We start from the raw sequence: 11,157 nt of genomic DNA, 5'->3' as shown, positions 1-11,157 counted from the left end.
CCGTAACCTCGCTTCCGGAACACCACACGAGCGCTCCCCGATGAACACCGGGATGTGGACGCGCACCTATGCCAGCGTGGCGTCTGTGTTCCCGCGTTCAGTTCTCATCAATCAAGCAAAAAAATGTTCATTGGCACTATCTGCCCGCCAGGCCGACCTTGTTACATGGGCACGACCATGCCCGCCACCCACCGACCGGCTCCGCCGGGAAGTTCAATGCAGATCACCGAAACAATCTACCGTCGTCGTCGCCAGCCGACCAATCAGCTCCCATAGCTGGAAAACATCACCCCAGGCAGTGGGATCATCGCAAGTTTGCTGGATACCTGTCACCGATCTCACACTGCTTGCGAAGGTCGGTGCCGCTCACGGGCCGGGTCATAGAGATGGGACTGGGCGCAGGACAGATTCGGGGTGAGGGCGCGGCCGACGAGAATGACGGCGGCCTGGCGCAGACCCGCGGATTCGACCTGGTCGGCGATATCGGTGAGGGTGCCGCGCAGGACGAGCTGATCGGGTTGGCTGGCCCGGTAGACCACGGCGGTCGGGCAATCGGCACCGTATGCCGGGATCAGCTCGGCCGCCAGCGGGCGGATTCGGGTAATGGCCAGATGCAGCACCAGGGTGGCCCGGGTCCTGGCGAAGTTCGCGAGAGCCTCCGACTCCGGCATCGCGGTCGAGCGGGCCTGGGTACGGGTGAGGACCACCGACTGGACCACCTCGGGGACGGTCAACTCGCTGCCGAGCAGGGCGGCCGCGGCGGCGTAGGCGGGGACACCGGGGGTGATGTCCCATGGCACGTCCGCGGCATCGAGACGGCGGGTTTGCTCGGTCAGGGCCGAATATATGGAGGGGTCGCCGGAACAGAGCCGGGCGACGTCCTTACCCGAGCGATGCGCGCGCACCAGGTGCTCGGTGATCTGGTCGATGTCCAGGTGTTGGGTGTCGATCAGCTCGGTATCGGGAGCGCAGTGCGCGAGCACATCGGGGTCCAGGTAGGTGCCCGCGTAGAGACAGACCGGGGCGGTGCGCAGCAGCTCGACCGCGCGGACGGTCAGCAGGTCCGCGGCGCCCGGCCCGGCCCCGATGAAGTGCACGGTCATGCGGGTGAGTCTAGGACTAGGCGGTCGCGTCGAAGTGGGCGATCACCTTCGACGGGTGCACCCGGACCACCAGTTCGCCCGGGACGCCATTGCGCTTGCCGAATTCCTCGGCGCGGTCCGCGCCCATATAGCGGCCGGCGATCTCGGTGGCGGTGCGCAGGAGTTCGTCCGGATCCTCGGACAGGGTCACGGTGCCCTGGATCTGAATCGACGAGTACGGCGCTTCCTCGAGGTCGACCACCAGCGCGATCCGCGGATCGCGGGCGAAGGCCTTCCCCTTGGCCGACGCCTTGCCGGTATTGAAGACCAGCTCGTCCCCCTCGAGCACAAACCACACCGGAGTCACCACAGGCCGACCATCAGCGGCCACAAACGCCACCTTCGCGGTCCGCTTCGCATGGCTCAAAAACTCGCGCACCCGCTGATCCGAAAGTAAGCCCATGCCCCCACCCTAGCCACCGCGCTCAACGGATGATCACGTGGAAACCATGGCGGCAAAACGCGAAGCCTGCGCCACCAGTTCCACCTGATCTCGAGCGCTCGCTAGATGGCGCCTTGTTCGCGGGCGCGGGCGACGGCGGAGGTGCGGGAGCGGACGCCGAGTTTGGCGTAGATGTGCACGAGGTGGGATTTGACGGTGGTTTCGCTGAGGAATAGTTCCTTGGCGATCTCGCGGTTGGAGCTGCCGTCGGCCACTAGGCGCAGCACCTCGATTTCGCGCGGGCTCAGGGTGGTGTCGGCGCGGCGCACGCGGATCATCAGTTTCGAGGCCACCGCGGGCGACAGCACACTCTCCCCCGCGGCCGCCGACCGCACCGCCGCGAGCAGCTCCACCGGCGGGGTGTCCTTGAGGATGTAGCCGCATGCCCCGGCCTCGATGGCGCTGAGGATATCGGCGTCGGTGTCGTAGTTGGTGACGACCAGGACATTGGGCGGCTGTGGCAGCGCCCGCAATTCGGCGGCCGCATCGACGCCGGAGCGTCCGGGGCCGAAGCTGAGATCCATCAGCACCAGATCGACCGGAGTGGTGCTACAGAACGCGACGGCAGCCTCGGCGGTCGGTGCGTCGCCGACGACAGTGATGTCGGGATTGCTCTCCAGTAGTGCGCGCAGGCCCGCGCGCACAATGGCGTGGTCGTCGGCCAGCAGCAGGCGGATCATGGATGGGTCTCCAGATCGGCTGCGCCGGAAGCGGATTCAGTAGGTGCGGGCTCCAGCGGAAATGAGACGGTGACCGCGGTGTGGCCGGGTTCGGATTCGACCGCCATGGTCCCACCCTGCTGTTCGACGCGACTGCGCATGGCGGCCAGCCCGAAGGTGCCCGATGGGGGGCGGTCGAGCACAGCGGGATCGATGCCCATGCCGTCGTCGACAACGTCGAGGTAGACATCGGAATCGGCGTAGGTCAGGGTCAATCGCATCCGGCTCGCGCCCGCGTGGCGCAGCACGTTCGAGACCGCCCCCTGCGCGATCCGAACCAGTGCGGCCTCGACGGGCATGGACAGGCGCTCCGGGGCGCCCTCGACGACCATCTGGGTGCGCAGCCCTGGAGTCCGGGCGCGTTGACAGATGCGCTCGAGCGCCTGCGCGAGGCTCTGCCCCTCCAACGCGACCGGGGTCAATTCCGCGATCAGCCTTCGGGTTTCGGCCAGATTCTCCGCCGCGGTCTCGCGTGCCAGCCGAATCTGTTGCAGCGCAGGGTGATCCGGTGCCGACTGTTCCGCGGCGTGCAGCAGCAGTTGGATGCTGCTCAACCCCTGCGCGACGGTGTCGTGGATCTCCTGCGCCAGCCGTTCACGCTCGGCCAATTTGCCCGCCGTGCGCTCCTGCTCCGCGAGAGTCGCTCGGGTACTGAGCAATTCGTCGATCAGCCGCTGACGTTCCGCGGATTCGCGGAACAGCGCCTGGTAGCCGAGCCCGATCCCGACCGCCACGGCCGCGCCGAGCACCGGCCCGATCACCCCCGCCACCGACCAGCCACGATGCACCCCGAAACCGATCACCGCCAGCACGGTGGCCGCACCGACCGCGAGCAGACTCCACGGTCGCGGCAGCAGGTGCAGGTAGAGGAAGAACACACCGAATGCGAGGTATCCGGCATCGGGCGCGAGCACCACGAGACCGAGCCAAAGCACCGTCAGCGCCGCCAGCCAGATGCGAACGCCCGCCGGGTGGCGGCCGACCAGCGCACCGGCGAAATACACGGCCAGGAACAGCACGGTCAGCGTGACAACGCCGAGCGGATGTCCAGCGCCCGGCAGCAGTGCACGCACCGCGACCACCACGGCCAGCGTCGTCACCAGCACATGCAGCCCCAACCGCAGCGCGGTGAAGACGGGGGTCAGCGGCGACGAATGCACGTTGTCAGCTTATGTGCGGCTATCCGGGCGGCATCCATCGAAAGGCGTAAAACACCGACCAACCTTCGATCGGGGCGCATTCCTCCGCGTGCGCGATGGCGCGGGCGCTGGCGCGCGGCAGGGTGATGGCATGTTCGTCGCACTCCGGGATCTGCGGGCCGCACGCGGCCGCTTTCTGCTCATCACGCTGGTGGTCACCCTGGTGGCGCTGCTGGTGAGTTTCCTCAGCGGTCTCACCGCCGGACTCGCGCATCAGAACATCTCGGCCATCGAGGCGATCCACGCCGATGCCATTGTTTTCGCCGACGACGGCGCGGATCCCTCCTTCGAAACCTCCGCACTGACCGAGCAACAAGTCGAGACCTGGCAGGCGGCCGCGGGCTCCGTTGACCCGATCGGCATCAGCAGGACGGAGGGGGCGGTATCGGGTCAGGGTCCGACCAAAGCCGCCCAGGTCGCGCTGTTCGGTACCGCCGGAACCGCATTCGGCAACCGCTTCGCAACCGATTCCGGCAGCGTCGTGCTCAGTACCGGCGCGGCCGAGGCCCTCGATGCCATCGCCGGTGACACCGTCACGCTCGGGGCGGGCACCTTCCGGGTCGCCGCGGTCCACGGCGATGACTGGTACAGCCACACCCCCGTCGTCTGGATGACGCTCACCGACTGGCAATCGATAAGCCCGCGCGGTGGCGCCGCCACGGTGCTCGCGGTATCCGGCGTCCCGAATACCGCCTCCGCCAACGCATCTGCGCATACAACCTCGACCAGCGTCTCCGGATCACTGTCGGCATTGAGTTCCTACAAAGCCGAAAACGGTTCGCTGACACTGATGACGGTGTTGCTGTTCGCCATCTCGGCCCTGGTGATCGGCGCGTTCTTCACCGTATGGACGGTGCAACGCACGCCCGATATCGCAACCTTGAAAGCACTCGGGGCGACATCCGGCGCGCTGGTCCGCGACGCCCTGGCCCAAGCGGCGATCGTGCTGACCGCGGGTGTCGCTGTCGGACTCGGAATCACCATCACCGCAGCGACTTTCATAGGCGACGCGCTGCCATTCGTACTCAGCGTTTCGACAACCCTGTTCCCAGCGGCGGCCCTGATCGTCCTCGGTCTATTCGGCGCGGCCTTCGCGCTGCGCTTCCTGTTCACCACCGACCCGCTGACCGCGCTCAGCACCACCCGCTGACCTCCGGAGACCCACATGACCACCGCGACCATGACGCAAACCGCTCTCACCGTCAGCGAAACAACGCTCACCTACCCGGACGGCGCAGGCCGCCTCACCGCACTGGACAACGTGAACCTGCGTGTCACCGGCGGCACCATCGCCGCGATCACCGGCCCCTCCGGCTCCGGAAAATCCAGCCTCCTCGCCGTAATCTCCACCTTGATCCGCCCCGACTCCGGCCGCATAACCCTCGAAACACCCGACGGCACAGTCGATCTCGCAAAGCTCACCCGTCGTGAAGCCGCCGCCCTGCGCCGATCGTCCATCGGCATCGTCTTCCAACAACCCAACCTCATCCCCGCCCTGACCGCCGTCGAACAACTCGAGGCCATGTCCCACCTAGGCCAGCACCGGTTCACCTCGCCCACCCGACGCCGCGAAACCCGCACCAAGGCAATGGAATTACTCGACTCGGTCGGCCTGGCCGACCAACACGCCAAACGCCCCGCCCAACTCTCCGGCGGCCAACGCCAACGCGTCAACATTGCCCGCGCCCTGATGAACGCCCCATCCCTCCTGGTGATCGACGAACCAACCAGCGCCCTGGACACCGAACGCGGCACCGCCATAATCGAATTGATCCTCACCGTAGTCCACACCCACAACGCCGCCACCCTCCTGGTAACCCACGACCGAACCCACCTACACCAGATGAACACCATCCACCACATGACCGACGGCACCCTCACCCAAATCAGCTGAAACCCGCCGCTGGGGCTGGCCGATGAAGTGGGCGATCCCTGCGGCGATCAATGGCTGTCCACTTACGGCGAGGAAGTCGATGCCCGCGCCGATCAGGGTGCCGAACGAGGCGCGCGCTGATCGATTACGCCGAGAGGCCGAGTAGAACATTCCGCTGTTCCCGGACCCGAACCTGAATCGCGTCGACCACCGCCGCTACCTCGGGCCTGCGCAGTGTTTCGGTGCGCGTGACGAGCCAATAGGTGAGTCGGACGGAGACTTCCTTGCGGAGCACTCGGATCAAGTCATCGTGCCGATCGGCCATGAAACACGGCAGTAAACCGAGGCCCGCGGCGGCACGGGTCGCCTCGACGTGCACGAAAACATTGGTGGAAGTGACGGATTCACGCATGGCCGGTGCGAAGCTGGATGCCAGGTCCAAATCGTCGACTTGCAGCATGGAATCGATGAAATAGACCAGCGAGTGCCGCGCGAGATCCCCTATGGCCGTGGGTGTTCCGTGTTCGCGGAGATAATCACGCGAACCGTAGAGCCCGAGGCAGTAGTCGGCCAATCGAAGGGCCCTGGCGCGGTGCACTTGCGGTTCGCCCACCACGACCTCGATATCCAGACCTGACCGCTGCTGGGAGGCCCGCCGGGTCGCCGCGACGATCTCGACGGAGATCTTCGGATGCCGCCGCTGTACCTCCGCGGCGGCCGGTGCCGCCATATAGGCACTGAATCCGTCGGTCGCCGAAATCCGAACCACACCCTCGAGCACCCGAGTGCCGTCGGCATCGGTAGCCAGTGACTTGACCGCCGATTCCACCGCCTCGGCCGCCGCCAATGCCTCCCGGCCGAGATCGGTCAGCTCCCAGCCGCCGCTCGCTCGGGTGAGCACCCGCCCACCCAGCGTCTGCTCCAGTGCGGCAATGCGGCGCGAGATGGTGGTGTGGTTGATCCCGAGTTCCTCGGCGGCCGACACGAAGCGTCCGGACCGCCCGACGGCGAGCAGAACCAGCAGATCATCCGCGCTGGGGCGGCTGGGACCCGAGGCGGCCGGACTCATATCTGCATTCTTGCAGATGCGCACTGCACAACTGGTCATTGCGGCCGAAGATATCTGCACGAATACTCGTCCTGACCATGAAATGTGGGGGCCGTCACATCTTCTTGTCGGATGTGGCCCCGGTCATGAAGGAGATGTTCGATGAGCGTGCGCGATGCAATGCGGCCGACGGGGAACGATCCCGGCGGGATACCCGCCGGGCTGAGGCGGGTGGTGGCCGCGTCCATGGCGGGCACCGTGGTCGAGTGGTACGAGTTCTTCCTCTACGGCACGGCCGCGACGCTCGTTTTCAGCAAGGTGTTCTTCGCCAAGGGCACTAGTGATCTCGACGCGATCCTCGCCGCTTTCATCACCTACGCCGTCGGTTTCGCCGCACGTCCGTTGGGCGGCGTCGTCTTCGGACATTTCGGTGACAAATACGGCCGTAAGAAGCTGCTGCAGTTCAGCCTGGTGCTGGTCGGTGCCGCGACCTTCCTCATGGGCTGTCTGCCGACCTTCGCCCAAATCGGTTACTGGGCACCGACTTTGCTCGTCGTCCTGCGGTTCATCCAGGGATTCGCGGTCGGTGGCGAATGGGGTGGCGCGGTACTACTCGTGGCCGAACACAGTCCGAACAAGAGCCGCGGATTCTGGGCGAGCTGGCCGCAGGCCGGGGTGCCGGTTGGCAATATGTTGGCGACGGTCGCGCTGCTGGCATTGACTTCCACACTGTCCGACGCCGCCTTCCTGAGTTGGGGTTGGCGCGTGGCGTTCTGGCTGTCCGCGGTGGTCGTCCTGGTCGGCTACTACATTCGCACCAAGGTCACCGACGCCCCCATTTTCGTTGCGGCACAGCAGGAAATCGAACAGATCAAGGCCGATTCGCTCAGTGTCGTCGAGGTGCTGCGGCGCTACCCGCGCGGCGTATTCACTGCCATGGGACTGCGATTCGGCGAGAACATCCTCTACTACCTGGTGGTCACCTTCACCATCACCTATCTCAAGGTGCATGTGCACGTCGACACCAAGGTCATCCTGTGGTGGCTGCTAGCCGCACATGCCGTGCATTTCTTCATGATTCCGTTGGCGGGCAATCTCTCCGATCGCTTCGGCAGGCGGCCGGTGTATCTGGTCGGCGCGCTCACCGCGGGCACCTGGGGCTTCTTCGCCTTCCCGATGATGGACAGCGGCCACAACGCGATCATCATGTCCGCGATCATTATCGGCCTGGTATTCCATGCCTTCATGTATGCGGGCCAGCCCGCGATCATGGCCGAGATGTTCCCCACCCGGATGCGGTATTCCGGTGTCTCCCTCGGTTATCAGGTCACCTCGATCGTGGCCGGATCGCTCGCCCCGATCATCGCGGTGCGCTTGCTCAATACCTACGAGTCGGCGGTACCGATCGCTATCTATTTGGCCGCGGCCGCGGCGATTACCGCGATCGCGGTGCTGTTCGCCCGGGAAACGAAGGGCATAACACTGGAGAGCATCGACACCGCCGACGCGGAAACCCTTGCCGCACAATCCCCGGCAGCGCCTGTCGCGCAGGCCGAGACCCTACGAGCGGAGCTCACATGAGTGAACTGACCGGACGTTCGGCCCTGATCACCGGCGGTGCCAGCGGCATCGGCGCCGCCTGCGCCAGAGAACTCGCGGCGCGCGGCGCCACCGTCACCATCGCCGATATCGATGACGTAGGCGCGAAGGCTCTCGCGAGTGAGATCGACGGAAAAGCCTGGGCCGTAGATCTTCTCGATGTCGCGGCACTGGAAAAGCTCACCTTGGACGTCGATATCCTGGTGAACAACGCCGGTGTGCAGAGCATCAACCCGATCGAGGATTTCCCACCGGAGCGATTCCGGAACCTGATGACCCTCATGGTCGAAGCGCCGTTCCTGCTCATCCGCGCGGCACTGCCGCAGATGTATCGGCGCGGCTTCGGCCGGATCATCAATCTCTCCTCGGTGCACGGGTTGCGCGCGTCCGAATACAAGGTCGCGTACGTGACGGCCAAGCACGCACTGGAGGGCCTGTCCAAGGTAACCGCGCTCGAGGGCGGCCGCCACGGCGTCACCAGCAATTGCGTCAATCCCGGATATGTCCGAACGCCATTGGTGGACAAGCAGATTGCCGATCAGGCCAAGGCGCACGGTATCGACGAGCAAGAGGTGCTGGAGCGGGTGCTGCTCACCGAGAGCGCGATCAAGCGCCTCGTGGAGCCGGAAGAGGTGGCGTCACTGGTGAGTTGGCTCGCCTCATCCGATGCGGGCATGGTCACCGGCGCGTCCTACACCATGGACGGCGGGTGGACCGCCCGGTGATGCTGTGTTGGATTTGCCGCGCCTGCGGCGCGACCCGTTCGCGGCCCCCTGGTGCCTCGCGGGCCGCGAACGGGTCGCTCGTAAGACTCGCTCCGTCGGGGCTGGCAGAGGCTTGAAAAGCGGCGATCGATCAACCCAGCGCAGACAGCGCCATGCGACGCAGCACCGGCCGGGCTCGGGTGGCGGTGGCATTGGTGGCGCTGTGCGGCGTGGAGTTCATCAGGCCGAAGCCCGCGTGGGCCTGCACCCGCGCGGTCTCCTCCGGCAACTCCGGATGCAAATCCCGCAGCACCGCCACCCAGATCTCGACGTACTGGCGCTGGGTGCGCCGCAGCTCGCGCCGTGGTCCGGTTGGCACATTCTCGAGGTCGCGGTCCTGGATCCGGATGAGTTCGGGCTCGCCGAGCGCGAAGTCCAGATGGAAATCGACCAGCCCGTCCAGCGCCTCCCGCGCCGACCCGGTCCGCGATACCACCGCCTTACCACCGTCGAGCAGCCGCTGACTGACCCCGACCAGCAGTTCGACCAGCAGCGCGTCCTTATTCGGGAAGTGCCGGTAGACCGCGGGCCCGCTGATCCCGACGGCCGCGCCGAGGTCTTCCAGTCGCATGCCGAGGAACCCACGATCGGCGATGAGCCTGGCACCCGCGTCCAGCAGTTGCGCCCTTCGCTGCAGCTTCAGTTGTTCCCTGCGGGTGAGCGCGACGGGGTCGGTGCTGGTCACACGCGCTCCTTTCAGCACACCTGGACATCTCGGTTAATCAATATTAACCTGAATTCCAGTTATCGGCGACTAACTGGATGGCGGGACGGCGTGATGACGGTGACCGAACAGGTCGGGGTCGACAACCGCGCGGCACATGGGGCGCTACTGGCGGATCTGCGCGCCCGGCTGGCCGCCGCAGCGCTCGGCGGGCCAGCGAAGGCGCGCGAGCGGCATGTGGCGCGCGGCAAGCTGCTCCCCCGGCAGCGGGTGGATCAGCTGCTCGACCCGGGCAGCCCATTTCTCGAGCTCTCGCCGCTGGCCGCGACCGGCATGTACGACGACGAATGTCCAGGTGCCGGAATCATCACGGGCATCGGCCGGATCTCCGGGCGTGAGTGCGTCATCGTGGCCAATGACGCCACGGTCAAGGGTGGCACCTACTACCCGATGACGGTGAAGAAGCATCTGCGCGCCCAAGAGGTCGCAGTGCAGAATCAGTTGCCCTGCGTATATCTCGTCGATTCCGGCGGTGCGTTCCTGCCGCGCCAGGACGAGGTCTTCCCGGACCGTGAGCATTTCGGGCGCATCTTCTACAACCAGGCGACCATGAGCGCTAAGGGAATTCCGCAGATCGCGGCGGTACTCGGTTCGTGCACCGCCGGTGGGGCTTACGTACCGGCGATGAGCGACGAGGCGGTGATCGTGCGCAATCAGGGCACGATCTTCCTCGGCGGACCACCGCTGGTGAAGGCCGCGACCGGCGAGGTGGTCACCGCCGAGGAGCTCGGCGGCGGCGAATTGCATTCGCGCACTTCGGGAGTCACCGATCATCTGGCCGAGGACGACCAGGACGCGCTGCGCATCGTGCGCCGCATCGTGGCGACGCTCGGCCCGCGCCCGGCCAGTCCGTGGGCGGTGACGCCGACCGTCGCGACCGCCAAGCCGGAATCCGAACTGTACGACGTGGTTCCGGTCGATCTGCGCACGCCGTATGACGTGCGCGAGGTCATCCACCGGCTGGTCGACGGTGGCGAAGGATTCCACGAGTTCAAGTCCGAATACGGCAAGACGCTCGTCACCGGATTCGCCCGCATCCACGGTCATCCGGTCGGCATCATCGCCAATAACGGTGTGCTGTTCAGCGAATCCGCCATGAAGGGCGCGCATTTCATCGAACTGTGCGATAAGCGCAAGATTCCGCTGCTGTTCCTGCAGAACATCACCGGCTTCATGGTCGGGCGCGATTACGAGGCGGGCGGAATCGCCAAGCACGGTGCCAAGATGGTCACCGCGGTGGCGTGCGCCCGCGTGCCGAAACTCACCGTGGTGATCGGCGGATCGTATGGCGCGGGCAATTATTCGATGTGCGGACGGGCGTATTCGCCGCGTTTCCTGTGGATGTGGCCCAATGCGCGCATTTCGGTCATGGGTGGTGAGCAGGCCGCCTCGGTGCTGTCGACGGTGCGCGGGGATCAACTCGACAGCAGCGGACAGCCGTGGTCGGCGGCGGACGAGGAGGCATTCAAGGCGCCGATTCGGGAACAGTACGAACATCAGGGCAATCCGTACTACTCGACCGCGCGACTCTGGGACGACGGCGTCATCGACCCCGCCGACACCAGAACCGTGCTCGGACTTGCCCTTTCGGTGTGCGCGCAGGCGCCGCTCGAACCCGTTTCCTACGGCGTCTTCCGGATGTGATCG

At 65.8% G+C, this 11,157-nt stretch carries 11 protein-coding genes; 5 read left to right on the top strand and 6 right to left on the bottom strand.

Annotated features, from left to right (window positions below):
• Nucleotides 1-338: 338 nt before the first annotated feature.
• From cobM to ACQP1T_RS05230, 4 genes are all read right to left on the bottom strand, one after another.
• Nucleotides 339-1,103: a precorrin-4 C(11)-methyltransferase gene (cobM, locus tag ACQP1T_RS05245; RefSeq protein WP_433758815.1), complete on the bottom strand. Its 765-nt coding sequence runs from the start codon at nt 1,101-1,103 to the stop codon at nt 339-341.
• A 16-nt stretch (nt 1,104-1,119) separates the two neighbouring features.
• Complete coding sequence (locus tag ACQP1T_RS05240) at nt 1,120-1,545, bottom strand: PPOX class F420-dependent oxidoreductase (RefSeq protein ID WP_433758814.1); 426 nt, start codon at nt 1,543-1,545, stop codon at nt 1,120-1,122.
• Between the two features lie 101 nt (nt 1,546-1,646).
• Nucleotides 1,647-2,264 (bottom strand): LuxR C-terminal-related transcriptional regulator, encoded by a 618-nt coding sequence (locus tag ACQP1T_RS05235; protein ID WP_433758813.1) that lies wholly within the window; start codon nt 2,262-2,264, stop codon nt 1,647-1,649.
• Nucleotides 2,261-3,463 (bottom strand): sensor histidine kinase, encoded by a 1,203-nt coding sequence (locus tag ACQP1T_RS05230; RefSeq protein WP_433758812.1) that lies wholly within the window; start codon nt 3,461-3,463, stop codon nt 2,261-2,263. The genes ACQP1T_RS05235 and ACQP1T_RS05230 overlap by 4 nt, the downstream gene beginning before the upstream one ends.
• Before the next feature lie 130 nt (nt 3,464-3,593).
• Here ACQP1T_RS05230 and ACQP1T_RS05225 point away from each other — a divergent pair, with 130 nt between their 5' ends.
• Both ACQP1T_RS05225 and ACQP1T_RS05220 read left to right on the top strand, forming a co-directional pair.
• The gene (locus ACQP1T_RS05225) at nt 3,594-4,652 is read left to right on the top strand and encodes an ABC transporter permease (RefSeq protein WP_433758811.1); all 1,059 of its coding nucleotides are present in this window, start codon (nt 3,594-3,596) and stop codon (nt 4,650-4,652) included.
• A 30-nt stretch (nt 4,653-4,682) separates the two neighbouring features.
• Nucleotides 4,683-5,396: an ABC transporter ATP-binding protein gene (locus ACQP1T_RS05220; RefSeq protein ID WP_433761984.1), complete on the top strand. Its 714-nt coding sequence runs from the start codon at nt 4,683-4,685 to the stop codon at nt 5,394-5,396.
• A 124-nt stretch (nt 5,397-5,520) separates the two neighbouring features.
• Here ACQP1T_RS05220 and ACQP1T_RS05215 read toward each other — a convergent pair whose 3' ends face one another.
• Nucleotides 5,521-6,444 (bottom strand): LysR family transcriptional regulator, encoded by a 924-nt coding sequence (locus ACQP1T_RS05215; protein ID WP_433758810.1) that lies wholly within the window; start codon nt 6,442-6,444, stop codon nt 5,521-5,523.
• A gap of 141 nt (nt 6,445-6,585) precedes the next feature.
• Here ACQP1T_RS05215 and ACQP1T_RS05210 point away from each other — a divergent pair, with 141 nt between their 5' ends.
• Entirely contained in the window at nt 6,586-8,004 is a 1,419-nt protein-coding gene (locus ACQP1T_RS05210; RefSeq protein WP_433758809.1) for an MFS transporter, read from the top strand.
• A complete protein-coding gene (locus ACQP1T_RS05205; RefSeq protein WP_433758808.1) occupies nt 8,001-8,747 on the top strand; it encodes a 3-hydroxybutyrate dehydrogenase in 747 nt (248 codons plus the stop codon). Before ACQP1T_RS05210 ends, ACQP1T_RS05205 begins: the two co-directional genes overlap by 4 nt.
• 130 nt (nt 8,748-8,877) lie before the next feature.
• On the opposite strand, the gene ACQP1T_RS05200 is transcribed toward ACQP1T_RS05205, so the two are convergent.
• A complete protein-coding gene (locus tag ACQP1T_RS05200) occupies nt 8,878-9,471 on the bottom strand; it encodes an SACE_7040 family transcriptional regulator (RefSeq protein ID WP_433758807.1) in 594 nt (197 codons plus the stop codon).
• Nucleotides 9,472-9,564: 93 nt separating this feature from the next.
• Between ACQP1T_RS05200 and ACQP1T_RS05195 the strand changes: the two genes are divergently transcribed.
• Entirely contained in the window at nt 9,565-11,154 is a 1,590-nt protein-coding gene (locus ACQP1T_RS05195) for a carboxyl transferase domain-containing protein (RefSeq protein WP_433758806.1), read from the top strand.
• Nucleotides 11,155-11,157: the final 3 nt, after the last annotated feature.

Origin of the sequence: Nocardia sp. CA-135398 (assembly GCF_050955845.1) — a bacterium.
Classification (GTDB): domain Bacteria; phylum Actinomycetota; class Actinomycetes; order Mycobacteriales; family Mycobacteriaceae; genus Nocardia.
The sequence above is the reverse complement of the archived record's forward strand: the minus strand, read 5'-3'. Positions and strand labels throughout refer to the sequence as shown.